Annotated in this window: 17 protein-coding genes and 6 pseudogenes; 15 read left to right on the top strand and 8 right to left on the bottom strand. The window is 69.0% G+C overall.

Features of this window, described 5'->3' with window-relative positions:
- Positions 1-840: pseudogene (locus A6302_RS21035) on the top strand (helix-turn-helix transcriptional regulator); the annotation flags it as partial.
- A 180-nt stretch (positions 841-1,020) separates the two neighbouring features.
- On the opposite strand, the gene A6302_RS24090 reads toward A6302_RS21035, so the two are convergent.
- The 6 genes from A6302_RS24090 to A6302_RS04485 form a co-directional block, all read right to left on the bottom strand.
- Positions 1,021-2,160: a xanthine dehydrogenase family protein molybdopterin-binding subunit gene (locus A6302_RS24090; RefSeq protein ID WP_245293917.1), complete on the bottom strand. Its 1,140-nt coding sequence runs from the start codon at positions 2,158-2,160 to the stop codon at positions 1,021-1,023.
- Positions 2,157-2,483, bottom strand: coding sequence for a hypothetical protein (locus A6302_RS24085; protein ID WP_245293916.1), 327 nt, complete (start codon positions 2,481-2,483; stop codon positions 2,157-2,159). The genes A6302_RS24090 and A6302_RS24085 overlap by 4 nt, the downstream gene beginning before the upstream one ends.
- On the bottom strand, positions 2,444-3,073 hold the full coding sequence (locus A6302_RS24080; protein ID WP_245293915.1) for a molybdopterin cofactor-binding domain-containing protein: 630 nt from the start codon (positions 3,071-3,073) through the stop codon (positions 2,444-2,446). The genes A6302_RS24085 and A6302_RS24080 overlap by 40 nt, the downstream gene beginning before the upstream one ends.
- A 158-nt stretch (positions 3,074-3,231) precedes the next feature.
- A complete protein-coding gene (locus tag A6302_RS04495; RefSeq protein WP_069306044.1) occupies positions 3,232-3,684 on the bottom strand; it encodes a (2Fe-2S)-binding protein in 453 nt (150 codons plus the stop codon).
- 112 nt (positions 3,685-3,796) lie between these two features.
- Positions 3,797-4,216, bottom strand: coding sequence for a c-type cytochrome (locus A6302_RS04490; protein ID WP_083255519.1), 420 nt, complete (start codon positions 4,214-4,216; stop codon positions 3,797-3,799).
- 158 nt (positions 4,217-4,374) lie between these two features.
- Entirely contained in the window at positions 4,375-5,256 is an 882-nt protein-coding gene (locus A6302_RS04485) for an NAD(P)H-binding protein (protein WP_069306043.1), read from the bottom strand.
- A 1,284-nt stretch (positions 5,257-6,540) separates the two neighbouring features.
- On the opposite strand from A6302_RS04485, the gene A6302_RS04480 reads away from it, so the two are divergent.
- Positions 6,541-7,623 carry a WD40/YVTN/BNR-like repeat-containing protein gene (locus tag A6302_RS04480; protein ID WP_069306042.1) on the top strand — a complete coding sequence of 361 codons (1,083 nt, stop codon included), beginning with the start codon at positions 6,541-6,543 and terminating at the stop codon, positions 7,621-7,623.
- A 32-nt stretch (positions 7,624-7,655) separates the two neighbouring features.
- Here A6302_RS04480 and lhpI read toward each other — a convergent pair.
- Positions 7,656-8,614, bottom strand: a pseudogene (gene lhpI, locus A6302_RS04475) (bifunctional Delta(1)-pyrroline-2-carboxylate/Delta(1)-piperideine-2-carboxylate reductase).
- A 213-nt stretch (positions 8,615-8,827) separates the two neighbouring features.
- Between lhpI and ytfQ the strand changes: the two are divergent.
- The 12 genes and pseudogenes from ytfQ (at position 8,828) to mmsB (ending at position 23,793) form a co-directional block, all read left to right on the top strand.
- A complete protein-coding gene (gene ytfQ, locus A6302_RS04470) occupies positions 8,828-9,790 on the top strand; it encodes a galactofuranose ABC transporter, galactofuranose-binding protein YtfQ (protein WP_069306041.1) in 963 nt (320 codons plus the stop codon).
- An 88-nt stretch (positions 9,791-9,878) separates the two neighbouring features.
- Positions 9,879-11,410 (top strand): annotated as a pseudogene (locus A6302_RS04465) (sugar ABC transporter ATP-binding protein).
- A 14-nt stretch (positions 11,411-11,424) separates the two neighbouring features.
- On the top strand, positions 11,425-12,414 hold the full coding sequence (locus A6302_RS04460; protein ID WP_069306040.1) for an ABC transporter permease: 990 nt from the start codon (positions 11,425-11,427) through the stop codon (positions 12,412-12,414).
- On the top strand, positions 12,411-13,397 hold the full coding sequence (gene yjfF / locus A6302_RS04455; protein WP_069306039.1) for a galactofuranose ABC transporter, permease protein YjfF: 987 nt from the start codon (positions 12,411-12,413) through the stop codon (positions 13,395-13,397). The genes A6302_RS04460 and yjfF overlap by 4 nt, the downstream gene beginning before the upstream one ends.
- Positions 13,394-14,218, top strand: a complete 825-nt coding sequence (locus tag A6302_RS04450) for a FadR/GntR family transcriptional regulator (protein ID WP_069306038.1) — start codon at positions 13,394-13,396, stop codon at positions 14,216-14,218. The genes yjfF and A6302_RS04450 overlap by 4 nt, the downstream gene beginning before the upstream one ends.
- Positions 14,215-15,950 (top strand): annotated as a pseudogene (locus A6302_RS04445) (IlvD/Edd family dehydratase). Before A6302_RS04450 ends, A6302_RS04445 begins: the two are co-directional and overlap by 4 nt.
- Positions 15,951-15,962: 12 nt before the next feature.
- Positions 15,963-16,913 (top strand): dihydrodipicolinate synthase family protein, encoded by a 951-nt coding sequence (locus A6302_RS04440; RefSeq protein WP_069306047.1) that lies wholly within the window; start codon positions 15,963-15,965, stop codon positions 16,911-16,913.
- Between the two features lie 16 nt (positions 16,914-16,929).
- A pseudogene (locus A6302_RS04435) lies at positions 16,930-18,515 on the top strand (aldehyde dehydrogenase (NADP(+))).
- Position 18,516: 1 nt separating this feature from the next.
- Positions 18,517-19,460: pseudogene (locus A6302_RS04430) on the top strand (Gfo/Idh/MocA family protein).
- A 237-nt stretch (positions 19,461-19,697) separates the two neighbouring features.
- Complete coding sequence (chvE, locus tag A6302_RS04425) at positions 19,698-20,762, top strand: multiple monosaccharide ABC transporter substrate-binding protein (RefSeq protein WP_069306037.1); 1,065 nt, start codon at positions 19,698-19,700, stop codon at positions 20,760-20,762.
- 311 nt (positions 20,763-21,073) lie between these two features.
- Entirely contained in the window at positions 21,074-22,609 is a 1,536-nt protein-coding gene (mmsA, locus tag A6302_RS04420; RefSeq protein ID WP_069306036.1) for a multiple monosaccharide ABC transporter ATP-binding protein, read from the top strand.
- On the top strand, positions 22,606-23,793 hold the full coding sequence (gene mmsB, locus A6302_RS04415) for a multiple monosaccharide ABC transporter permease (RefSeq protein ID WP_069306035.1): 1,188 nt from the start codon (positions 22,606-22,608) through the stop codon (positions 23,791-23,793). The genes mmsA and mmsB overlap by 4 nt, the downstream gene beginning before the upstream one ends.
- Before the next feature lie 78 nt (positions 23,794-23,871).
- On the opposite strand, the gene purU is transcribed toward mmsB, so the two are convergent.
- Positions 23,872-24,753, bottom strand: a complete 882-nt coding sequence (gene purU, locus A6302_RS04410) for a formyltetrahydrofolate deformylase (protein ID WP_069306034.1) — start codon at positions 24,751-24,753, stop codon at positions 23,872-23,874.
- A gap of 359 nt (positions 24,754-25,112) precedes the next feature.
- Here purU and A6302_RS04405 point away from each other — a divergent pair, with 359 nt between their 5' ends.
- On the top strand, positions 25,113-26,246 hold the full coding sequence (locus tag A6302_RS04405; protein ID WP_069306033.1) for an aminomethyl transferase family protein: 1,134 nt from the start codon (positions 25,113-25,115) through the stop codon (positions 26,244-26,246).
- Positions 26,247-26,383: the final 137 nt, after the last annotated feature.

The raw sequence follows: 26,383 nt of genomic DNA, 5'->3' as shown, positions 1-26,383 counted from the left end.
CGTCAGCGGCGGGTGCTGGCTCGTCGTGGATGACGTCCCCGACCCGGTCTGGCTGTCGGCGGGCGATTGCTTCGTCCTTCCGAGCGGCCGCCCCTTCGTGCTGGCGAGCGACCCCGGTCTGCCGCCGGTCGAGGCCAAGACGGTCTTCCCGCCGGCCCGCAACGGCGGAACCGTGACCGTCAACGGCGGCGGCGGCGTGTTCCTCGCCGGCAGCCGCTTCGAGGTCGCCGGGCATCATGCCGCGGTGCTGCTCCGGCTGCTGCCCCCGATCATCCGTCTCGGTTCCGAGATGGAGCAGGCGGCGCTTCGCTGGACGGTGGAGCAGATGATGCGCGAACTCCACGAGGGACAGCCCGGCGCGACCTGATCGCCCAGCACCTCGCCCACATGATGCTGGTCCAGGCACTCCGGCTCCACCTCCGGGAAGGGACCCCGACCAGGGTCGGCTGGCTGGCAGCCCTGGCCAACGGTCAGATGAGCCGGGCGCTCGCCGCCATCCACGCCGACCCTGCCCGACGGTGGGCGCTCCAGGACCTGGCGGCGACCGCGGGCATGTCCCGCTCGACCTTCGCACTCCGCTTCCGCGAGACGGTCGGCGAAACTCCGATGGACTACATCGCCCGCTGGCGCATGCTGCTCGCCGCGGACCGCCTGTCCAACACCGACGAGCCGTTGACCGCCATCGCACTCTCGCTCGGCTACGAGTCCGAGAGCGCCTTCAGCACCGCCTTCAAGCGGGTGATCGGATGCTCGCCTCGGGAGCATTGCCGCAGGATGGGGACGGCGGCCTCCGATGCGCGCTCGGTCAGGGCCGCGGTCCGTGCGGATCCACGCGGGTAGGTCCACCCGAACGGCCGCTCCATGCCGTCCGGGCTGCTCCCCTTGGCCGGCGAATGACGCCGAGCCGGAGGGCGGGGAACCTCGGTCGAGGCACCGGTGATCCGCACCGTCGGACGGCCGGTCCAACGACCGGAAAGGCCGCGCCGTGACACCGTCACGGCGCGGCCCGCGCGGGCATCGTCAGACTTGCAGCGCGGCGACGACCCTTTCGGGGAGGAAGGGCAGGTGGCGCAGCCGCACGCCTCCCGTCAGACGGGCGACGGCATTGGCGATCGCGGGCGCGATGGGTGGCAGGCCGACTTCGCCGATGCCGCCGGGCCGGCTCCCCGGCGTCTCGATCACGGCCACCTCGACCGGTGGAGCCTCCGACATCCTCAGGACCCGGTAGGTGTCGAAGTTCCTCTCCTGGACCTCGCCATTCACGACGGTGATGCGCTCGTAGAGCGCATGGCTGATGCCGCCGATGACGGCCCCCACGACCTGGGCTTCGATGTTGCGCGGCTGGATGGCGATGCCGGGATCCACCGCGCACCAGACCCTGTGAACCCGGATCTCCCCGCTCTCGCGGTCGAGCGACACTTCGGCCACTTCGGCGCAATGCGAGCCGAACGTGTCGGAGTAGGCGATCCCGAGGGCTCGCCCCTCACGCGGCCGGTCCCATTCGGCCATCTCGGCGACCCGGCGGACGACCTCGCGGGCGCGCGGCTCCGCCGCCAGGAGATCGAGCCGAAGGGCGACCGGATCGAGCCCCCGGGCCGCCGCCACCTCGTCGAGGGCACACTCCACGGCGAACTTGACGTAGCCCGCGCCGACGCCGCGCCAGAAACCGACGGGCTGACCGTCGTCCTGCCGCAGATACTCCACGAGGTGAGCGGGAACCGCGTATCTCAGGTCGGAGCCTTCGGTGATGACGTCGTCCTTGCCGCCGTCGGCCGCGAACATCTCCGGCAGCGTGCGGGCGAAGATGGAATCGGCCACCACCCGGTGCCGCCAGCCGACGATGCGTCCGGCCGAGTCGAGCCCGATTCGGATCGATTGGGCTTCGAGCGGCCGGTACTTGCCGTGGCGGACGTCGTCCTCCCGGCTCCAGATCACCTTGACGGGCCGCCCTCCGCTCTCGCCGGCCAGCCGGACGGCGTCCTCCACGAAATCCATCTCCGCCTTGCGGCCGAAGCCACCGCCGAGAAGCAGGGTATGGACGTCCACGTCGGCGGGATCGACGCCCGCGAGGGCCGCGGCGACCTGCTGGTGCCCCGTCGGCCCCTGGGTCGGTGCCCAGATCTCCACCCGGCCGCCGGCGATCCGGGCGGTCGCGTTCATCGGCTCCATGGCCGCGTGGTGGACGAGATCGCTGCGGTAGTCGCTTCGATCACCCGGTCCGCACCGGCGATCGCCGCCATGGCATCGCCCGTCGAGCGCATCGCGACGCCCGTCCGATCCGCGTTGCGCGCCAGCGCGGTGTAGGCGTCGAGCCGTTCCGCGCTCGTGTAGGAGGATGCCTTCGAACTGCCGTACCAGGACACCTTCAGGAGGTCCTTGGCGCGCCGGGTCGCCTCCACCGTCGTGCCGATCACGCCGACGCCGTAGGGCAGCGTCACGATCTTCACCAGGCCCGCGACGGCCCCGGCCTCCGTGTCGTCCACGACCGCCGGCCGATCCCCCGGGACCGCGCCCGCAGCACCGCGCCGTAGAGCATCCCTGGCAGTTGGACGTCGATCCCGAACACGGCGGCGCCACGAACCTTGGCGGGGACGTCGATCCGGCCGATGTCGCGCCGACCGATGTAGCGCCACCGCTCGGCGGGCTTCAGGTCGGCGTCGGTCGCCTCGGGCAGGGGTGCCGGAAGCGCTCCCGAGGCCGCGATCTCGCCATAGCCGAGCGATCGTCCGGAGCGCGGATGCAGGACGCGGCCGGGTTCGGTGGTCAGTTCGTCCGCAGGAGCATCGAGCACCGCGGCGGCACCGGCGATCAACACCATGCGTGTCTGGGCGCCGATCAGCCGCAGCGTGTCCCAGTAGCCGCGGACCGCCTCGCTGCCGCCCGTGAGCTGGATCCCGTAGAAGCCCGGGTTGCCGAAGTTCTCTGCGTCCGACGGCGCCTGGACGACCCGCACCTGGTCCCAATCGGCATCCATCTCGTCGGCGAGGACGAGCGGAAGCGTGGTCATGACGCCCTGCCCCATCTCCGCCGCCGGCGAGATGATGCTGACCGCGCCGTCGGCCGCGATGGCCACCCAGGCGTTCGGCCTGAAGGGCCCGGTCGGAAGGTCCGCCGGCACGGCCGCGTGACCCGCGTGGGGAAGGAGGGCGATGGCGACGGTCAGGCCGCCGGCCGAGACGAGAAAGGATCGGCGCGAGAGCACCGAAGTCCGGACGTGCGGTCCATTCATGATCAGGCCTCCCTGGACGCACGCTCGATGGCGGCGATGATTCCGGCGTAGGTGCCGCAACGGCAGATGTTCCCGTCCATGGCGTCGACGATCTCCTGCCGGCTCGGGCTGGGTGTGGTGGCGAGAAGAGCGGCGGCCTGCATGATCTGCCCGGACTGGCAGTAGCCGCATTGCGGAACCTGCTCCTCGATCCAGGCGCGTTGCAGCGGATGAGTCCCGTCCGGCGAGAGCCCCTCGATCGTGGTCACCGCGCGCCCGTCCACGTCCGCGACGGCGGTGACGCAGGACCGCACGGCCTCGCCGTCGACGTGGACCGTGCAGGCCCCGCATTGCGCCATGCCGCAGCCGAACTTGGTGCCGGTGAGCTTGAGATGTTCGCGGATGATCCAGAGGAGCGGCGTATCCGGCTCGGCGTCGACGTCGACGCTCCGCCCGTTGAGGATGAAGGCAGGCATTCCATTCTCCTGAGATGTCTTGGGAAGGTTGAGGGAACCGTAGCGGGCGCGACGCGGTAGGGATGCGCCGCGACCGGGCGCATTCCGCCGGCCGCGCTAGCTGCCGGGGCATTCAGCGCTGCCGGGTGATGAAGGCGATCAGCGCCCGGCGCTGGCCCTCGTCCGTGATCCGCACGGTCATCAAGGTTCCGGGCACGAGGCGGCGCGGATCCGCGAGGAAAGCATCGAGCGTCGCCCGATCCCACACCAAGCCGGAGCTCCGCAGCGCCTCCGAGAAACGGAATCCCGGCACGCTTCCTGCCGGTCGGTCGGCAACCCCGGCAAGGCTCGGACCTGGCTTGCGGGCCGCGCCGTCGAGCGTGTGGCAGGCGCCGCAGCGTTGCCCGAACAACCGTTCTCCGTCGGCGTCCTGTGCGAGCGCCGCAGCGGGTATCGTCGCGGCAACCAACGTCGCCAAGGCCGCCGTCTTGGGCCAGCCGGCCCCGGTCCGGCGGGTCGTGACCCTGTCTCCGTTGTTTCGATCGGACTGCATCCTGCCTCCTCTCAGCCCCACGTGGATCCTAGGGAGGGAGGCGGGCGATCATCCATACGCGGCCGTCTCTGAAATCTTGGCAATCGTCCTCAGGATGCCGATGGCGGCGAACCGACGGACTCCATGCACCGGAGCGCCAAGCCGGCGGCCGGACAGGATCACGCCAGGGCACCCCTTGCGACCGCCGCCTCGCACCACGCCCGGAAGCTGGTGCGCGTCGTGTTCTCCGGCGTCCGGGCGACGACGTTGTCCATCCCTTCCGCCTTGGCCGTCATCATCGCCGCATAGCCTTCGACGAAGGCCGCGGATGCGCCGCGTCGCGCCATGGCCCCCGCGTAGTCTGCGACGGTGACCGGACGAAAGGCGATCGGGCGTCCGAGCACCTCCGACAGGATGCGGGCCTGGTCCGTCGGAGAGAGATCCTCCGGTCCGAGCACGGCCCGGTCGCCCCGGCCGCCCCAGGACCGGTCGAGGAGCAGGTCGCATGCCGCCTTGGCGATGTCGGCGGTGGCGGCGGTCGGCCGGCGGGCGTTGCCGTCGTCCGGCCAGGAAAAGTAGCCCTCGCGGATCGCCGGGGCTTGCCGGAGCATGTTGTCCATGAAGGAGGGCATCGTCAGTGCCCGAAAGGCGGTCCCGGTCGCCGCGAGCAGGTCGTCCATGTCGAGCGACGCAGTGACGAGGCCCGCCCGCCGCTCCCAGGGTGTGTTCCGGCCGAGCGCCGAGATCGACACCACGTGGCCGACGCCGTGACGGACGATCGCCTCCGCCGCCGGACGGGAGAAGTCGACATAGGCCGCCTCCAGGCTCGTCGCCGTGACGTTCGGGGGGAGCAGCCAGAACACGGCCTCGGCGCCCTCGAAGGCGTAGCCGACCACCGCCGGATCGCCATGCGAGCCGACGACGACCTCGACCGACGCACGCACGGCCGGATCGAGACGCGCCGGGTCACGGACGATGATACGGACCCGTTCGCTCGAATCGACAAGACGCACCGCCAACTGGCGGCCGATGGTTCCGGTCGGAGCGGTAAGGACGATCATGCGGAGGCACCTCGGTTGCCGGACTTTTGAAGTCCGTTTCGCAAGGCATCGTAGCTCGCGAGAAGATCGGCGATCCATGCTCGCCGGTCCATGTTCTCTTCGTCATCGTCCGCTGTTCGTATCCGCCCACGTCGATGGCTTGGATGCGGAGCGAAGGTTGGCTTGGGCGCGGTATGGCAAGCTATTCTGCAGTGTTCGCATCTAGTAGGCTGTCGAGTGTTGCCGATCCATGCGGGATTCTTTTCCGGCTACTGCATTTCCTCGAACGCTGCTGGCCAACGCCAATGACGGTGATCCTCCACAGCAGCATCTTGGTAGCGATTGGGCTGGAAGCGAGACACCTGCCTCCAGGGCGCAGTGAGGCGCGCGAAACTCGAAACTTACCTCTTGCAAGCGGCAGCGCTCATCGGCAACGCCGCGCTCTGGATGCGTGAGGTCAGATCGACGGCCGGCCCAGCAGGACGCCGGTTAGGCCGCCGTTCCTTCGAATGGCATGACGCGTTTCCGGCTCAGATGATTCCCCAATCCCTGCCCAGCAGGAACCGCCTCTCCGCCGGATCCGACGGGGGCGTCGCACCCGGGCGATCATCGCCAGCCTCCTCGCTACCGCCAAGCTCACGGGCTTCGATACCGCCGCAGGGCTCGCCTGCACGCTGCGCATTGTGAACGGAAGGCCGAACAGAAGTCTCCGCGCCGTCCCCAGACCACCGTAGATCCTGCGGGGTCGAAAAGAGGCTACAAACGCGGCGGAACATAAAGATCGCAGGCCTCTCTTTCGGCGGCGGTCCTGGGCGGAGCCGGGGCGATGGATGTCGCTGTCGAACTAACGCGCAAGAATGGTCGGTTTTTCGACCCTTATGAGCAAAATGAGTCGCGCGTACAGGGCTAAATGGAGAACGAAAATCGGGAAAAGCCGCTCTCGGGATCCACGCTTATGGGCGAAGTGACACCGAGGTCCCCTCGCCATGCACCGGCCCGCGACACGCGCGTGCGATGGCTCTGCGCATCATGCCGGCGTCGCGAACTCGAATCAGATCACGCGCGTCTCATTCCCACACAGCGTCTGGCCCGTGTTCGTGCCCACGCACGTTCACGCCGATGGGTCATCCGGAATTTGACATGTCGCATTCATGTTGATATCAACTCTTTATTGCTGACGCGTCCGGCAGACCCGCTCGAGGCGCGCGACCCATTTGCACCGACTGACACAGCGCCCGATCTGTCGTCGTCAGAGCAGGCATCGGCGAGCCCAATCCAGACCAGATTCGCAGCGGAGAAAAGCGGATGGCGACGAAGGTTCTCGTTCTCCTCGGCACCAACAAGGGCGCCTTCATCCTCGAAAGCGATGCGGCGCGGCGCGACTGGACGACCCGCGGCCCCTTCTGCGACACATGGCCGATCCATCACGTCGTCGCCGATCCGGCCACCGGCGCGATCCATGCCGGCGGCGGCAACGGCTGGACCGGCGCGGCGGTGTGGACCTCGCGCGATCTCGGCGCGACGTGGACGCATTCCGGCGACGGCATCGCCTATGGCGAGGGCGAGCCGGCGATCAAGTCGGTGTGGAGCCTGGCCGCCGCCCATGGCCGCCTCTACGCCGGCGTCGAGCCGGCCGGCCTGTTCGTCAGCGACGATGGCGGCGAGACCTTCACCCATGTCGCGGGGCTGCGCGACCATCCGAGCCGACCCGAGTGGCAGGGCGGCGGCGGCGGGCTGATCCTGCATTCGCTGGTGCCCGACCCGGACGATCCGGACAGCCTTCACGTCGGCATCTCGGTTGCGGGCGTGTTTCACACCGCCGACGGCGGCCGCAGCTTCACCGCCCGCAACCGGGGCACCCGCTGCGATTTCAATCCGGAGGACCAGCGCTATCCGGAGCACGGCCAGTGCGTCCACAGCGTCGTGCGCGCGCCCGGCAGCGGCGGCCGGCTCTACCAGCAGAACCATTGCGGCATGTACCGCTCCGACGACGGCGGCGCCGGCTGGGACAGCATCGAGGCCGGCCTGCCGTCGAGCTTCGGCTTTCCGGTCGCCGTTCATCCGCGCGATCCGCAGACGGTCTATCTCGTGCCGCTCAACGGCGACGTCGACGGCCGGTTCATGCCGGACGCCAAGGCCGCGGTCTGGCGCAGCCGCGACGCCGGGGCCACCTGGACCGACCTGCGCTGCGGCCTGCCCCAGGACCACGCCTATCTCTGCGTGCTGCGTCAGGCGCTCGCCACCGACCGGCTGGACCCGGCCGGGGTCTATTTCGGCTCGAACTCGGGGGCGCTGTTTGCCAGCGCCGACGAGGGCGACAACTGGCGCCTGATCGCGCAGCACCTGCCGATGATCATGTCGGTGGAAACGCTGGTCATCGACGACTGAGCCGTGACGTCACGGGCGTCACACACCGGGTGTCAGGCGCCGGGGGGGGGGGCCGCCCGCCAGGCGACCATGGCCGCGGCGAGATCCTCGACCGCGACGCCGACCCCCTTGAACAGGGTGATCTCCCCGGCCGAGCGTCGCCCGCCCCGGCCGGCGCAGAGATCGTAGAGCGTGCCGGCAATGTCGTCCTTGCCGAGTACGCGGGCCGCGATCGGCGCGATCAGGTCGCCGGATTCGGCCAGCGCCGCCTCCGTGTCGATGTAGACCGTGCTGCGGGCGATCGCCGCGTCGTCGGCCTCGCGCATCTGAGGCGTGAAGGAGCCGATCAGGTCGAGATGCTGGCCCGGTCGCAGCCACTCGCCGCGGATCACCGGGGTTTCGGCCAGCGTGGCGCAGGAGAGGATGTCGGCCCCGGCCACGGCCGTCTCCAGGTCTTCGGTGAACTGGGCCGCAACTCCGCGTCCACGCAGGGCCTCGACCAGGGCCACCCCCGCCGCGGCGTCGGGTTCCACACCGTCACCTCGTCGATCGGCCGCACCGCGCGGAACGCATCGAAGAGTTCGCTGCCCACCCGGCCGGCACCGACGATCAGCAGCCGGCGGGCGTCCGGCCGGGCCAGCCGGTCGGCGGCGAGCGCTGCGGCGGCGGCGGTGCGGCGGCAGGTCAGCGTGCCGCCGTCGAGCAGCGCCAGATGCGCGCCGGTCGTCTCGTCGAAAAAGAAGATAGCTCGCCGTCACCGCCGCAAGGCGCGCGCGGCGTTCCCGGGCGTCACGTTGACGATCTTGACGCCGCCGAAGCCTGCTGCGCCCTGCCCCGCCCCCTGCCAGGCCGGCATCAGCAGCAGCACCGCGTCCGGCTCGCCGCGGCGCGCCATGACGTGGTGGTGGCGCAGCGGCGCGGCGACCCTGGCCGCGAAGATCTCCCGCAACCCGGCCACGAGGGCCGGGTAGGGCAGTGCCGCCGCCGTTTCCTCTGCCGAATAGACGCGCATCTGGCTGTTCTCCCGCTTTTGCCTTGCCCATCCGTAGCTTGCGCGGGCCGAGCAGCCAAGCCGGATCAGCATCGCCGAAGACCGCCGTGAAAAATCATTCTAATCATATAGTATGACTATTGAGTCCGGCGCGGCTTTCGCCTAGCTTGCCTTCCACCGCCGCAAGAGAGGTCCGAGAGAGACCCCTGCCGCGGCGCCAACGGGAGGAAAGTCATGACCATGAAGGCACTCTTCTGTGCGACGGCGCTTGCCGCCGTGCTCGCTGCCCCGGCGCTCGCCGCCGACCTGACGGTCGGCTTCTCGCAGATCGGCTCCGAATCCGGCTGGCGCGCCGCGGAGACCTCCGTCACCAAGATCGAGGCCGAAAAGCGCGGCATCGACCTCAAGATCGCCGACGCCCAGCAGAAGCAGGAAAACCAGCTCAAGGCGGTTCGCTCCTTCATTGCCCAGGGCGTGGATGCGATCTTCATCGCGCCGGTCGTCGCCACCGGCTGGGACAACGTCCTCGAGGAAGCCAAGGACGCCGAGATTCCGGTGATCCTGCTCGACCGCACCATCGACACCGCCGATGACAGCCTCTACCTCACGGCCGTCACCTCCGACACGGTCCACGAGGGCAGGGTCGCGGGCGAGTGGCTGGCCAAGACCGTCGGCGACAAGGACTGCAGCATCGTCGAGCTTCAGGGCACCGTCGGCTCCTCGCCGGCGATCAACCGCAAGAAGGGCTTCGACGAGGCGATCGCTTCCCACGCCAATCTCAAGATCATCCGCACCCAGACGGGCGACTTCACCCGCACCAAGGGCAAGGAAGTGATGGAGAGTTTCATCAAGGCGGAGAACGGCGGCAAGAACATCTGCGCCCTCTACGCCCACAACGACGACATGGCCGTCGGCGCGATCCAGGCGATCAAGGAAGCCGGCCTCAAGCCCGGCACCGACATCCTCGTCGTGTCGATCGACGCGGTTCCGGACATCTTCAAGGCGATCGCCGACGGCGAGGCCAACGCCACCGTCGAGCTGACGCCGAACATGGCCGGCCCGGCCTTCGACGCCCTGATCGCCTTCCGCGACGCCGGCACCAAGCCGCCGAAGTGGATCCAGACCGAATCGAAGCTCTACACCGCCGCTGACGATCCGGCCGGCGAATACGAGGCTCGCAAGAATCTCGGCTACTGAGCCACGCTCCGTGCGGCCGTCACCCGGACCTCCTTCCGGGTGACGGCCGGACACCTGTTCCCGCGTGCGGACCGATCGGACGGCAGCCATGGACACCCCCCGCGCGGATGCGCCCCCCCTTCTGGACATCCGCGGCCTCACCAAGAGTTTCGCCGCCCAGCGCGCCCTCGACGGGGTCGATCTCACCCTGCGGGCCGGCGAGATCCATGCCCTGCTCGGCGAGAACGGTGCGGGCAAGTCGACGCTGATCAAGGCCGCCACGGGCATCATCGCCCGCGACGCCGGCACGATCCGTCTGGATGGCCGCGAGATCGATCCGAAGAGCGGTGCCGAGGCGGTGGCCACCGGCATCGCCACCGTCTATCAGGAGGTCAACCTCCTGCCGAACCTGTCGGTCGCGGAAAACCTCTATCTCGGCCGCCAGCCGACCCGCTTCGGCCTCGTGCGCAGCGCCGAGATGCGCCGCAATGCCCGCGCGCTTCTCGCCGGCTTCGGCCTCGACATCGACGTCGCCGCCCCGCTGGCGGACTATTCCGTCGCGATCCAGCACATCTGCGCCATCGCCCGCTCGGTCGACCTGTCCGCCCGCGTGCTGATCCTCGACGAGCCGACCGCCAGCCTCGACGTCCACGAGGTCGAGATCCTGTTCCGGGTGATGCGCGAACTGAAGAGCCGCGGCATCGGCATCGTCTTCGTCACCCACTTCCTCGATCAGGTCTATGCGATCTGCGACCGGATCACCGTGCTGCGCAACGGCCGCCTCGTCGGCGAACGCCCCGTCGCCGGGCTGCCGAAGCTCGAACTCGTGCGCATGATGCTTGGCCGCGAACTGGCGGAGGTCGAGACCCGTCGGCCCGAGCGCGATGCCGTCGCTGCCGACACGTCGATGCCGCTGGCCCGCTTCGACGCCTTCGGCCGCAGCCGCTATGTCGAGCCCTTCGAACTGGTGCTGCGGCGCGGCACGGTGGTCGGTCTTGCCGGCCTGCTCGGCTCGGGACGCACCGAGACCGCCCGCCTCGTCTTCGGCGCCGAGGCCGCCGACTGCGGCACCGCCACCGTCGACGGTACCACGGTACGGATCGGCTCGCCGCGCGACGCGGTCCGCCACGGCTTCGGCTTCTGCCCGGAGGAGCGCAAGACCGAGGGCATCGTCGCCGAGCTCACCGTGCGCGAGAACATCGTGCTCGCTCTCCAGGCGCGGCGCGGCTGGACCCGGCCGCTGCCCCGCCGCGAGCAGGACGAGATCACCGCGCGCTTCATCCGCCTGCTCGACATCCGCCCGGCCGATCCGGACCGGCCGATCGGCCTCCTCTCCGGCGCAACCAGCAGAAGGTGCTGCTTGCCCGCTGGCTGGCGACCGATCCGCGCCTGCTGATCCTCGACGAGCCGACCCGCGGCATCGACGTCGGCGCCCACGCCGAGATCATCCGCCTGATCCGCAAGCTCTGCGACGAGGGCCTCGCCCTGCTGGTCATTTCCTCCGAGATCGAGGAGATCGTCACCTACGCCGACGAGGTGATCGTGCTGCGCGACCGGCGCCACGTCGCCCGGCTCCGGGGCGACGAGATCACCGTGCCCGCTGTCGTCTCGGCCATCGCCGACGACGCGCAGGCGGCCTGAGGAGGAGCGACACCATGCCGATACGCCTCCCCCGCGCGGGCACCGCCCAGATCGCCGCCTTCCTCGCGATTCTTGCCATCAACTGGATGGTCTCGCCGCAGTTCTTCGATATCCGGCTTCAGGACGGCCGGCTGTTCGGCAGCATCATCGACGTGTTCAACCGCGGCGCCCCGGTTGCCCTGCTGGCGATCGGTATGGTGCTGGTGATCGCCACCCGCGGCATCGACCTTTCGGTCGGCGCGGTGATGGCGATCGCCGGCGCCATCGCCGCATCGCTCGCCGACAGCCAGCCGGTGTGGGTGTGCCTTGCCGCCGCACTGGCCGCCGGTGCGGTCTGCGGTCTTTGGAACGGCCTCCTCGTCGCCATCTTCGGCATCCAGCCGATCGTCGCGACCCTGATCCTGATGGTGGCCGGGCGCGGCATCGCCCAGCTGATCACCGAGGGGCGGATCGTCACCTTCGCCTCGCCGGATCTGGCGGCCCTCGGCGGCGGCGCGCTGCTCGGGGTGCCGATGCCGGTGGTGCTCACCGCGATCGCCCTGATCGTCACCCTGGCGCTGGTGCGCGGCACCGCGCTGGGGCTGATGATCGAGGCGACCGGCGCCAACGCCCGCGCCAGCCGCCTTGCCGGCATCGACACCACGGCGATGACCGTCGCCGTCTACGTGTGGTGCGGCATCTGCGCCGCCCTCGCCGGCGTGGTTGCCGCCGCCGACATCCGCGGCGCCGACGCCAACAACGCCGGCCTGTGGCTGGAGCTCGACGCCATCCTCGCGGTGGTGATCGGCGGCACCTCACTGTTCGGCGGCCGCTTCAGCATCCCGCTCGCCGTCGTCGGCGCGCTGATCATCCAGGCGATGAACACCGGCATCCTCCTGTCCGGCTACCGGCCGGAGCTCAATCTCGTCGTCAAGGCGATGGTGGTGCTCGCCGTGCTGCTGATCCAGTCGCCGCGCCTTGCCGACATCCGCGCCTACCTGTCGCCGAGGAGGGCGAGGTCATGAGCCGCCGTCACCTGCCCGTCGCGGTCACCACCGCCGTCTTCCTCGCGGGCTTCCTGTTCTGCTCGCTGCAGTTCGAGAATTTCGCCTCGACGCGCGTCGTCATGAACCTCCTGACCGACAACGCCTTTCTCGGCATTCTCGCGGTCGGCATGACCTTCGTGATCATCTCCGGCGGCATCGACCTGTCGGTCGGCTCGGTGATCGGCTTCACCACGATCTTCCTCGCGCTCGCCATCGGCAGCTGGGGGATGCCTCCCCTCATCGCCTTCGTGCTGGTGCTGGCGATCTGCGCCGCCTTCGGCGCGACGATGGGCGCGCTGATCCACCATCTGGAGATGCCGCCCTTCATCGTCACGCTCGCCGGCATGTTCCTCGCCCGCGGCGCCGCCTTCCTGATGTCGACGGAATCGATCCCGATCGACGCGGAGCTCTACTCGCAGATCGCCAGCTTCTCGGTGCGCCTGCCCGGCGGCGGCCGGCTGCGGATCATCGCCATGATCATGCTGGCGACCTTCCTCGTCGGCGGCCTCTTGCTGCACTTCACCCGCTTCGGCACCAACGTCTACGCCCTCGGCGGCAGCCGCAGCGCGACGACGCTGATGGGCGTGCGCACCGGGCCGACCACGATCGCGGTCTACATGCTCTCCAGCCTGCTCGCCGGCCTGTCGGGCATCGTGTTCTCCTTCTACACCGGCGCCGGCTACTCGCTGGCCGCGGTCGGCGTGGAGCTCGACACCATCGCCGCCGTCGTGATCGGCGGCACCCTGCTCACCGGCGGCGCCGGCACCATCTTCGGCACCTTCGTCGGCCTGCTCATCATGGGCCTGATCCAGACCTACATCACCTTCGACGGCACGCTTTCCAGCTGGTGGGCGAAGATCGCCACCGGCATGCTGCTCTTCGCCTTCATCGCCTTCCAGCAGATGATGTCCGGGCTCTCCGGCCGCCTCCCCGGCCGGCTCGTCGCAAGGACCCCGAAATGACCACCCCCCTCGTCTTCATCCCGGCCGGTCGCGGCCATTCCAACCAGTCCGACGTCACCCGCACCCTCGCGATCGACATCATCTCCGGCCGCTATCCGGAAGGCGCCGGCCTGCCCCGGGACGCCGAGCTGTCGGCGATGTTCAACGTATCGCGCACCGTGCTGCGCGAGAGCATGAAGACCTTGTCCGCCAAGGGGTTGATTGCCGCGAAAGCCAAGGTCGGCACACGGGTGCGCGAGCGCGCCGCCTGGAACATGTTCGATCCGGACCTGCTCGCCTGGCATCTGGAGGCCGGCATCGACAAGCGCTTCATGCGTGACCTCGCCGACATCCGCCTCGCCGTGGAGCCGCGCACCGCCGCGCTTGCCGCCGAGCGGCGCACCGAGGAGATGGTCGTGGCGATTCGCGACTGGCTCGCCCGGATGCATGCCGCCCCGTCCGATTCGGCCGACTTTGCCGACGCCGACCTCGCGCTCCACCTCGAGATCGCCACGGCTTCCGGCAATCCGTTCATGCGCTCGATCGGCGCGGTGATCGAGGCGGCGCTGCGCGCCTCCTTCCGGCTCAGCGCCCCGGTCGAGGACGGCGACCGCAAGGCAACGCTCGCGGCCCACGGCGCCATCGTCGACGCGATCGCCGCCGGCGACGGCCAGGGCGCGGCCGACGCCATGACCGAGGTGATCTTCAACGGCCTGCGCCGCCACGGCAGCACGCCGTCACGCCCGCATCCCTACCGCCCCGCCTTCCCCGCCGGCAGCAGCGCCGCGGCCGCCCCGGCCACCCTCTTCCCAGCCCCTCCCATCGAGAGACCGCAGTCATGACAGACGGGCCCGACAAGAAGCCCCTGCGCAGCGCCGCCTGGTTCGGACGCCAGGACAAGATGGGCTTCTACTACCGCTCCTTCCTGAAGAACCGGGGCTTCCCGCAGGACCAGTTCGAGGGGCGGCCGGTGATCGGCATCTGCAACACCTGGTCCGAGCTCAATCCCTGCAACTCGCATTTCCGCACCATCGCGGAGCATGTCCGCTGGGGCGTGCTGGATGCCGGCGGCTTCCCGCTGGAGTTCCCGGTCTCCTCGCTCGGCGAGGTGACGATGCGGCCGACCGCGATGCTCTACCGCAACCTGGCCGCCATGGACGTGGAAGAGGCGATCCGCGCCCATCCGCTCGACGGCGTCGTGCTGCTGATGGGCTGCGACAAGACCACCCCGGCGCTGATGATGGGCGCGGCCTCCGCCGACCTGCCGGCGATCGGCGTCTCCGGCGGTCCGCAGCTGCGCGGCGTCTACCGCGGCCAGATCATCGGCTCGGGCACGAACATCATCTCGATGAGCGAGCAGCTGCGCGCCGGCGAGATCACCATCGACGAATTCCACGAGGCCGAGGCGGGCATGAACCGCTCGTCCGGCCACTGCATGACCATGGGCACGGCCTCGACCATGGCGTCGATGGTGGAAGCCCTCGGCTTCGGCCTGCCGGAAAACGCCGCGATCCCGGCGACGGACGCCCGCCGCAATCACCTCGCCCGCATGGCCGGCCGGCGCATCGTCGAGATGGTCGGCGAGGACCTGACGCCGTCGAAGATCCTGACCCGCCCCGCCTTCGAGAACGCGATCCGCGCGCTTGCCGCGATCGGCGGCTCCACCAACGCCGTCGTCCACCTGCTGGCGATCGCCCGCCGGGTCGGCGTCGACCTCACCCTCGACGACTTCGACCGCTTCGGCCGCGCCGTGCACTGCCTCGTCGACCTGATGCCGTCGGGCCGCTTCCTGATGGAGGACTTCTACTATGCCGGCGGCCTGCCGGTGGTGCTGAAGACGCTGGCCGAGCGCGACCTGCTGCACCGCGACGCGCTGACCGTCAACGGCCGCAGCATCTGGGAGAATGTCGCCGGCGCCACCTGCTGGAACGCGAGGTGATCACCTCCTTCGACGCCCCGTTCAAGCCGGATGCCGGCATCGCCATCCTGCGCGGCAACCTGGCCCCGGACGGCGCCGTGATCAAGCCGTCGGCGGCCTCGCCGGAGCTGATGGTCCACACCGGCCGGGCGGTGGTGTTCGAGACGGTGGAGGAGATGCACCACGGCGTCGAGGACGAGAGCCTCGATATCGATGCATCATGCATCATGGTGCTCAAGAACTGCGGTCCGAAGGGCTATCCGGGCATGGCCGAGGTCGGTAACATGCCGATCCCGACCAAGCTGCTCAGGGAAGGGGTGCGCGACATGATCCGCATCTCGGACGCCCGCATGTCCGGCACCGCCTACGGCACGGTGGTGCTCCACGTCGCGCCCGAGGCCGCCGCCGGCGGGCCGCTGGCGCTGGTGCGCAATGGCGACACCATCACCCTGGACGTGCCCGCCCGCTCGCTGCATCTCCACATCGACGACGCCGAGCTTGCCGCCCGCAAGGCCGCCTGGGTGCCACCCGAGCCGGCCGCCGTGCGCGGCTACACGAGGCTCTACATCGACCACGTGCTGCAGGCCGACCAGGGCGCCGACCTCGACTTCCTGGTGGGCCGCTCCGGCTCGCCGGTCCCCCGCGACAACCACTGAGATCCGAGGATGATGACCGCTCCTTCCGAAAAGACGGCCCCTTCCGCGCAGCGACCCTACCGCGGCGTCTTCCCCGTGGCGCCGACCGTGTTCGACGCCCGCGGCGACCTCGACCTCGACGGCCAGCGCCGCGCGATCGACTTCATGATCGACGCCGGCTCCCACGGCATCTGCATCCTCGCCAACTTCTCCGAGCAGTTCGTCCTCACCGACGACGAGCGCGAGACCGTGATGCATTGCGTGCTGGAGCACGTTGCCGGCCGCGTGCCGGTGATCGTCACCACCAGCCATTTCGGCACCCGCATCTGCGCCGAACGCTCGCGCCGGGCCGAGGCGGCGGGCGCCGCGATGGTGATGGTGATGCCGCCCTATCACGGGGCGACGATCCGCGTGTCCGAGGCCGGGATCTTCGACTTCTTCCGCGCCGTCTCCGACGCGATCTCGATCCCGATCATGATCCAGGATGCCCCCGTCGCCGGCACGCCGCTGCCCGCCGAGCTGCTTGCCCGGATGGCGAAGGAGATCGAGAACGTCGCCTATTTCAAGATCGAGACCGCGATGGCGGCGGCCAAGCTGCGCCGGCTGATCGAGATCGGCGGCGAGGCGATCGAAGGCCCCTGGGACGGCGAGGAGGCGATCACCCTGATGGCCGACCTCGACGCGGGGGCCACCGGCGCCATGACCGGCGGCGCCTATCCGGACGGCATCCGCCAGATCATGGATCCGTGGGCCGCCGGCGACCGGGCCGGCGCGATGGCCGCCTACCGGCGCTGGCTGCCGCTGATCAACTACGAGAACCGCCAGTGCGGCCTGCTCGCCGCCAAATCGCTGATGAAGGAAGGCGGTATCATCGCCTGCGAGGACGGCCGCGCGCCCATCGCCCCGCTGCATCCGGCGACCCGCGCCGGCCTGATCGAACTGGCCGCAGACCTTGATGCGCTCGTGCTGCGCTGGGGCAAATGAGGAATTGTTCATGACCATGCCCGCCACCGCCCTGACCGGCGCCCTGCTGATCGGATCGCGCGAGGAAAGCCGCGCCGAGACCTTCACGGCCTTCGACCCGGCCGCCAACGCGCCGCTGGAGCCCGCCTTCTCGGCCGCCGGCCCCGCCGACGTCGAGATCGCGACGAAGCTCGCCGCGGCGGCCTTCCCGGTGTTTCGCGAGACGGCACCCGAGGCGCGCGCCGCCTTCCTCGAGGACATCGCCGCGCGGATCGAGGCGATCGGCGACGATCTCATCCTGCGCGCCATGGCCGAGACCGGCCTGCCCCGCGGCCGGCTCGAAGGCGAGCGCGGGCGGCCTGCGGCCAGCTGCGGCTGTTTGCCAAACTCGTGCGCAGCGGCGAGTTCATCGAGCCGCGGATCGATCCGGCGATGCCCGAGCGCAAGCCCCTGCCCCGGCCCGACCTGCGCCTGCGCCATGTGGCCATCGGCCCGGTCGCCGTGTTCGGCGCCAGCAACTTCCCGCTCGCATTCTCGGTGGCGGGCGGCGACACCGCCTCGGCGCTCGCCGCCGGTTGCCCGGTGGTGGTGAAGGGCCATCCGGCCCACCCGGGCACGTCCGAACTCGTCGGCCGGGCGATCGTCGCCGCGGTTGCCGCCGCCGGCCTGCCGGAGGGCGTGTTCTCGCTGCTGTCCGGCCCCTCGAACGAGCTCGGCGGCGCCCTTGTCGCCGATCCGCGGATCGCGGCGGTCGGCTTCACCGGCTCGCGCGGCGGCGGCCTCGCCCTGATGCGCATCGCCGCCGGCCGCCCGGTGCCGATCCCGGTCTATGCGGAGATGAGCGCGATCAACCCGGTGTTCCTGCTGCCGGCGGCGCTTGCCAACCGCGCCGAGACGATCGCCACCGGCTTTGCCGGCTCGCTGACCATGGGCGCCGGCCAGTTCTGCACCAACCCCGGCCTGATCGTCGCCATCGACGGCGAGGGGCTGGACCGCTTCCTCGCTGCCGCAGCCACCGCCGTGGGCGCGGCCCCTGCCGCGACGATGCTGACGCCCGGCATCCGCGACGCCTATGACCGCGGCACGTCGGCGCTCGGCAACGCCGGCAGCGTCGAGACCCTTGCCCGGGGTGCGGAGGCAACTGCCAACGCCTGCCAGCCGGCGCTGTTTGCGGTCGACGCTGCGGATTTCATCGCCGATGACGCGCTCGGCAACGAGGTGTTCGGCGCCTCCTCGCTGGTGGTCCGCTGCCGCGATGTGGCCGAGATGCTGGCGGTCGCCGCCGATCTGGAGGGCCAGCTCACCGCGACGCTGCATCTCGACGCCGGCGACCACGATCTTGCTCGCCAGCTGCTGCCCGTGCTGGAGGACAAGGCCGGTCGGATTCTTGCCAACGGCTGGCCGACCGGCGTCGAGGTCTGTCACGCCATGGTCCACGGCGGCCCGTTTCCGGCGACGTCCGATCCGCGCTCGACCTCGGTCGGCACGCTGGCGATCCGCCGCTACCTGCGGCCGGTCTGCTATCAGGACCTGCCGGCCGAGCTGCTGCCGGACGCGGTGAAGCCGGACAATCCCTATCGCCTCGCCCGTCTGGTCGACGGCGTCCGGCAGGAGGCCGAGTAGCATGACGGATTCCGCCGCCGCCCCCATCCGGCTTGCGATCGTCGGCCTCGGCAAGATCGCCCGCGACCAGCACCTGCCGGCGATCGCCACCACGCCGGGCATCGATCTGGTGGCGGTCGCCAGCCGCAACGCCAGTCTCGAGGGCGTCGCCAACTTCCGCGACATCGACGAGATGATCGCCTCCGGTCTCGCCTTCGACGCGGTGGCGCTCTGCACCCCGCCGCAGGGGCGGTATCGTCAGGCGATGGCGGCGCTTTCCGCCGGCAAGCATGTGCTGCTGGAAAAGCCGCCGGGGGCGAGCCTGTCGGAGATCGGCCCGATGGTCGATCTGGCGGCGGCGCAAGGCGTGACGCTGTTTGCCACCTGGCATTCGCGCTTTGCGCCCGCCGTCGAGCCGGCCCGCGAATTTCTGGCGACGACCACGGTCCGCTCCCTGCGCGTCGACTGGAAGGAGGACGTGCGCCACTGGCATCCGGGACAGGCGTGGATCTGGGAACCGGGCGGCTTCGGCGTGTTCGATCCCGGCATCAACGCCCTGTCGATCGTCACGCGCATCCTGCCGCGGCCGTTCTTCCTCGACCGCGCCGAGCTGTTCTTTCCGGCCAACCGGGCGGCGCCGATCGCGGCCAACCTCGACTTCACGGATGCCGCCGGCCTCGACATCCGCGCCGAATTCGACTGGCGCCAGACCGGGCCGCAGACCTGGGACATCCAGGTCGCCACTGACGCTGGGAACGTGGTGCTGTCGGGCGGCGGCAAGCGGATGACCGTCAACGGCGAAGTGATGGTTGACGCGCCCGACGCCGAATACCGGGGCATCTACGCCCGCCTTGCCGCCCTCGTGGCGGAGAGCGCGAGCGACGTGGATCTCGCCCCGCTCACCCATGTGGCCGACGCTTCATGCTCGGCCGGCACAGTTTCGTCGAGCCGTTCGAGGACGGCTGACGGCATCGGCCCGCGAGGGGCGCAGAAGGAGGGCGACATCCCGGCCGCACCATCGGCCCGGAGAAGACACAGGGGGGAGACACGGCGGCGGCTGGAGGGCCGGCGCCCGACAGGAACACCGGACGGCGCCGCGGCGCCGCACCGGGACGCAAGGGGACCGGCAGGGGGGAGATCCTGCCGTAGCAACGATGCCGGAGCGACCACGCGCCGGCGCGCCATCAAAGGGAGAGAATCGCGATGAAATTCCTGACGACGACACTTGCCGCCCTCGCGCTCGGCGCGATGGCCTTCACCGGCGCCGCGATGGCGCAGGACAAGGGCACCGTGGGCATCTCGATGCCGACCAAGTCCTCGGCCCGCTGGATCGCCGACGGCGACAACATGGTCAAGGTGCTGACCGAGCGCGGCTACGGCACCGACCTGCAATATGCCGAGGACGACATCCCGAACCAGCTTTCGCAGATCGAGAACATGGTGACCAAGGGCGTCAAGGTGCTGGTGATCGCCTCGATCGACGGCACGACCCTGTCGGACGTGCTGTCCCAGGCCGCCAGCCAGGACATCAAGATCATCGCCTACGACCGCCTGATCAAGGGCTCGCCGAATGTCGACTACTACGCGACCTTCGACAACTTCCAGGTCGGCGTGCTGCAGGCGACCTCGCTGGTCGACGCACTCGGCCTCAAGGATGGCAAGGGCCCCTTCAACATTGAGCTGTTCGGCGGCTCGCCCGACGACAACAACGCCTTCTTCTTCTACGACGGCGCGATGAGCGTGCTGCAGCCCTTCATCGACGAGGGCAAGCTCGTGGTCCAGTCCGGCCAGACCGGCATGGACAAGGTGGGTACCCTGCGCTGGGACGGCGCGGTGGCCCAGGCCCGCATGGACAACATCCTGTCGGCCTACTACACGGACAAGCGCGTCGACGCGGTGCTCTCGCCCTATGACGGCCTGTCGATCGGCATCCTGTCGTCGCTGAAGGGCGTCGGCTACGGCTCGGGCGACATGCCGATGCCGGTCGTCTCCGGGCAGGACGCGGAAGTGCCGTCGGTCAAGTCGATCCTCGCCGGCGAGCAGTATTCGACCATCTTCAAGGACACCCGCGAACTCGCCAAGGTGACCGCCGACATGGTCGACGCCATGATGTCGGGCAAGGAGCCCGAGGTGAACGACACCAAGACCTACGACAACGGCGTCAAGGTCGTGCCGTCCTATCTCCTGAAGCCGGTCGCGGTCGACAAGACCAATTGGGAAGAGATCCTGATCGGTTCGGGCTACTACACCAAAGACCAGATCATGTGATCGGGGGCCGGTTGCGGCGAGCGGTCTCGTCACGGACGGGCAAGGCGGGTGGATGGGTCCACCCCTCTCCCCGTCCCTCCCCCACAAGGGGGAGGGGACGCGAGACGCACCGTCGCGGCTCATCCGGCCTCACGCCTCGACGCAAGGTCAGCCGTCGGGGAGTTCGCGCCTTCATCGTCCCCTCCCCCCTTGTGGGGAGGGACAGGGAGAGGGGTGAGCTCCGGATACCGACGACCCGGACCAGACGGACGGTGGACGCAGCCGCGCCCGCCGCCTCCTCCACATCGGGACAACGGCGCCAGAGACCCCCCATGACCCCCATCCTCGAAATGCGCGGCATCACCAAGCGGTTTCCCGGCGTCGTCGCCCTGTCCGACGTCAACTTCGAGGTCGCACCGGGCGAGATCCATGCCCTTGTCGGCGAGAACGGCGCCGGGAAGTCGACGCTGATGAAGGTGCTGTCCGGCGTCTATCCGCAGGGCAGCTACGAGGGCGCGATCGTCTACGACGGCGAGGAGCGCCACTTCCGGGGCATCAACGACAGCGAAGCCCTCGGCATCATCATCATCCATCAGGAACTCGCGCTGATCCCGCTGATGTCGATCGCCGAGAACATCTTCCTGTCGAATCCGCCGGCGCGCTTCGGCGTGATCGACCGCTCCGAGGTCTATACCCGCGCGCAGGCGCTGCTCGCCAAGGTCGGTCTCACCGAGAATCCGGACACGCTGGTGACCAACATCGGCGTCGGCAAGCAGCAGCTGGTCGAGATCGCCAAGGCCCTGTCGAAGAAGGTGCGGCTGCTGATCCTCGACGAGCCGACCGCCAGCCTCAACGAGACCGACAGCGAGGCGCTGCTGGACCTGCTGCTCGAGTTCAAGGCGCAGGGCATCGCCTCGATCCTGATCTCGCACAAGCTCAACGAGATTGCCCGGGTCGCCGACCACATCACCGTGCTGCGCGACGGCCGGACGGTCGATTCCATGGACTGCCGCGGCCAGGCGGTGGAGGAAGACCGGATCATCCGCTCCATGGTCGACCGCGACCTCGAGCACCGCTTTCCCAAACGCGAGCCGAACATCGGCGAGACCGTGTTCGCGGTGGAGAACTGGTCGGTCCATCACCCGCTGCACCCCGAGCGGCAGGTGATCCGCAACGTCGACTTCCATGTGCGCCGCGGCGAGATCGTCGGCATTGCCGGCCTGATGGGGGCGGGACGGACCGAATTCGCCATGAGCCTGTTCGGCCGCTCCTGGGGCCAGAAGATCAGCGGCACGGCGCGGATCGGCGGCAAGGTCGCCGACCTTTCCACGGTCGGGCGGGCGATCGCCGCCGGCCTTGCCTATGTCACCGAGGACCGCAAGCAGCTCGGCCTGCTGCTGGCCGAGGACATCCGCAAGAATGTCACGCTGTCCAACCTTCCCGCCGTCTCGCGCAACTACGTGCTCGACGACGTGGCCGAGCTCAAGGCGGCGGGCGACTACCGGGCGCGGATGCGGATCCGCTCCTCCAGCGTCTACCAGGAGACCGGCAAGCTGTCCGGCGGCAACCAGCAGAAGGTCGTCCTGTCGAAGTGGCTGTTCACCAGCCCGGAGATCCTGATCCTCGACGAGCCGACGCGCGGCATCGACATCGGCGCGAAATACGAAATCTACTGCATCATCAACGAGCTGGCAGACGCGGGCAAGGCCGTGATCGTGATCTCGTCGGAGATGCCGGAGCTGATCGGCATCTGCGACCGGATCTGCGTCATGAACGAGGGCGCCTTCGTCGGCGAGTTCTCGGGCGCCGACGCCACCCAGGAAAAGATCATGCGCTCGATCGTGCGCAAGGGGAGTGAAACGCCATGAGCGACAACACCGCCGCTCTCACCGAGAGCAAGCACAGCGGCTTCCTGAAGAACAACCTGCGCGAATACGGCATGCTGCTGTCGCTGTTCGCGATCATGCTGTTCTTCCAGTTCATGACGGACGGCACGCTGCTGCGCCCGCTGAACCTGACCAACCTGGTGCTGCAGAACAGCTACATCGTGATCATGGCCCTCGGCATGCTGATGGTCATCGTCACCGGCCACATCGACCTGTCGGTCGGCTCGGTCGCCGGCTTCATCGGCGCGCTCGCCGCGGTGATGATGGTCAACTGGGACGTGCCCTTCGTGATCGCGGTGATCCTCTGCCTCGTCGCCGGCGGCCTGATCGGCGCGGCGCAGGGCTTCTGGGTCGCCTATTTCAAGATCCCGTCCTTCATCGTCACGCTCGCAGGCATGCTGGTGTTCAAGGGCCTGTCGCTCGCCCTGCTCGGCGGCCAGTCGGTCGGCCCCTTCCCCACCACCTTCCAGAAGCTCTCGTCGGGCTTCATTCCCGAGCTCTTCCCGGGCGGCGGCACGCTCTATCCGACGTCGCTGCTCTGCGGCGGCGTGATCGCGCTGCTGCTGGTGTGGTTCAGCGTGAAGGGCCGGCGCCGCCAGGTCAGCCACGGCATCGAGACCGAGCCGCACGGCTTCTTCGTGTTCAAGAACGTGGTGCTGTTCGGCGTGATCCTCTACGCCACCTTCCTGATCGCCTCGCACCGCGGCCTGCCGAACGTGCTGGTGATCATGGGCATCCTGATCGCCGCCTATGCCTTCCTCACCTCGCGCACCACGCTCGGCCGGCAGATCTATGCCGTCGGCGGCAACGAGCGAGCGGCCAAGCTCTCCGGCATCCGCACCGAGCGGCTGACCTTCTTCACCTTCGTCAACATGGGGGTGCTGGCCGCGCTCGCCGGCCTGATCTTCGCCGCCCGGCTCAACACCGCGACACCGAAGGCCGGCCTCGGCTTCGAACTCGACGTGATCGCCGCCTGCTTCATCGGCGGCGCCTCGGCCTATGGCGGCGTCGGCAAGGTGACGGGCGCGGTGATCGGCGCGCTGATCATGGGCGTGATGAACAACGGCATGTCGATCCTCGGCATCGGCATCGACTACCAGCAGGTGATCAAGGGCCTCGTCCTGCTCGGCGCCGTCTGCATCGACGTCTACAACCAGCGCCGCTGAGGGGACGGTGTAGGCGTCCGCCTGCGCGGACCATGACACCGGAATGGGGCCCCATGTCGGGGCCCCAAGGCCCGCGCCTCACTCCCGGCCGGTCGCAAAACTGCCCGGGCTGGCCGGGAAGACGACCGTGCTCTGGCCGTTGAGGAACACCCGGTGGTGGATGTGGGCGTGGACGGCGCGGGCGAGCACCTGGCTTTCCACGTCGCGGCCGATCGCGACATAGTCGGCCGCGCTCTGGGCATGGGTGACGCGGGCGATGTCCTGCTCGATGATAGGGCCCTCGTCGAGATCCTGCGTGACATAGTGGGCGGTGGCGCCGATCAGCTTCACGCCGCGGCCATAGGCCTGCTTGTAGGGATTGGCGCCCTTGAAGCTCGGCAGGAAGGAGTGGTGGATGTTGATGATCCGCCCGGACATCTTCCGGCACACCGCGTCCGACAGCACCTGCATGTAGCGCGCGAGCACGATCAGTTCGGCGCCCGAGGTCTCCACCACCTCCATCAGCCGCGCCTCGGCGTCGGGCTTGTTGGCGCGGGTCACCGCGATGTGGTGGAACGGAATGTCGTGGTTGACGACCAGCTTCTGGAAATCGAAGTGGTTGGAGACGACGCCCACGATCTCCACCGGCAGGGCACCGATCTGCCAGCGATAGAGCAGGTCGTGCAGGCAGTGGCCGAAGCGCGACACCATCAGCAGCACCTTCATCCGGCGGCTCTGGTCGTGAAACTCGAAGTCCATGCCGAAAGGCTCGGCGACCGGGGCAAAGCCCGCGGCCAGCGCATCGCGGTCCGCCCCCTCCTCGCTGACGAAGCTGACGCGCATGAAGAAGCGGCCGGTGCCGAGATCGTCGAACTGCGCGCTGTCGGTGATGTTGCAGCCCCGGCCTGCAAGATAGCCCGAGACGGCCGCGACGATGCCGCGGGTGGATGGGCAGGAGACGGTCAGCACACAGGTGGTCATCGGCAAGCTCCCGGTGGATTGGTGGGTCGGGCGGCCCGCGCCGCCTTGCTGCACTGCGGGAGCGCTCATAGCAATCCGCGCCGGCATTCTCAACCGTCAAGAAAATCTTCTTCTCCAAAATCAAGCAGACGCACCGCTTCACGGGGCGCGGCCGAACGGCGGGCGACCCGCACCGGGAGCAATTGCCCTCTTTCTGAGCAGGCATAACGCGGGGGCAAAAAGCCGCAAAAATTGCTTGATAGGAAATAAAATTTAATATCAATATTGCCGCGAGCAGAGATCGGATGCGGAATCCGGCGCCCGGCGACGCAGACCCGTCACCGGAACGAGGATGGCCCGCGAGGAAACCGGAGACGAGAATGACGGCGATCTGGAGATTTTCGGTGCTGGCCGACCGCCACCGGGCGCTCGGGTCCAACCTTGAAGACTGGAACGGCATGGGCACGGCCTGGTCCTACGACAAGGACGCGATGGCCGAGTATGTCGCGATCCGCACCAGGGCCGGCGTGATGGACGTGTCGGGGCTCAAGAAGGTCCACGTCACCGGGCCGCATGCCTCGCAGGTGGTCGATCTTGCCACCACCCGCGACGTGGAGAAGATCTATCCGGGCCGTTCGGCCTATGCCTGCATGCTGAACGACGCCGGCAAGTTCACCGACGACTGCATCCTCTACCGCACCGGCCCCAACGCCTGGATGGTCGTCCACGGCTCGGGCAGCGGTCACGAGGAACTGACCAGGGCCGCCACCGGCCGGGACGTGTCGATCCGCTTCGACGACAATCTTCACGACATCTCGCTGCAGGGCCCGCTCGCGGTCGATTTCCTCGCCCCGCACGTGCCGGGCATCCGCGACCTTCCCTATTTCCATCACATGCAGACCCGCCTGTTCGGCGCGCCGGTGATGATCTCGCGCACCGGCTACACTGGCGAGCGCGGCTACGAGATCTTCTGCCGCGCGCAGGACGCCGGCATGATCTGGGACCGGATCGTCGAGGACGGCGCGCCGATGGGGATCATCCCCTGCCGCTTCACCACGCTCGACATGCTGCGGGTGGAAAGCTACCTGCTGTTCTACCCTTACGACAATTCGCAGATGTACCCCTTCGAGAATGAGCCCGCCGGCGATACGCTGTGGGAACTCGGCCTCGACTTCACCGTCAGCCCCGGCAAGACCGGCTTTCGCGGCGCCGAGGAGCATTATCGCCTCAAGGGCAAGGAGCGCTTCAGGATCTTCGGCGTGCTGATGGACGGCAAGGACGCGCCGAAGGAAGGCGCGGCGGTGATGTCCGGCGGCGAGAAGGTCGGCGTCGTCACCTGCGCGATGTATTCGCCGCTCGTCGAAAAGGCGATGGCGATCGCCCGGCTCGACGTGCCCTTCGCCGTCACGGGCACCGCGCTTCAGGTCGAGGGTCCGGACGGCCCGATGGACGCCACCGCCCAGCCCCTGCCCTTCGACGACCCGAAGAAGCAGAAGCGCACCGCCAAGGGCTGACGGTCATCGGCGCCACGTCGTATCCGAGACAAGGCACGGCGCTTGCAAATCCCTTCTCCCCGACGGGGAGAAGGTGCCCCGAAGGGGCGGATGAGGGGGCGCAGCGCCGCGATCCTCACCCGGCCAGCGCCCTCCCC

This window comes from Methylobrevis pamukkalensis, from assembly GCF_001720135.1.
Taxonomy (GTDB): domain Bacteria; phylum Pseudomonadota; class Alphaproteobacteria; order Rhizobiales; family Pleomorphomonadaceae; genus Methylobrevis; species Methylobrevis pamukkalensis.
The sequence above is the reverse complement of the archived record's forward strand: the minus strand, read 5'-3'. Positions and strand labels throughout refer to the sequence as shown.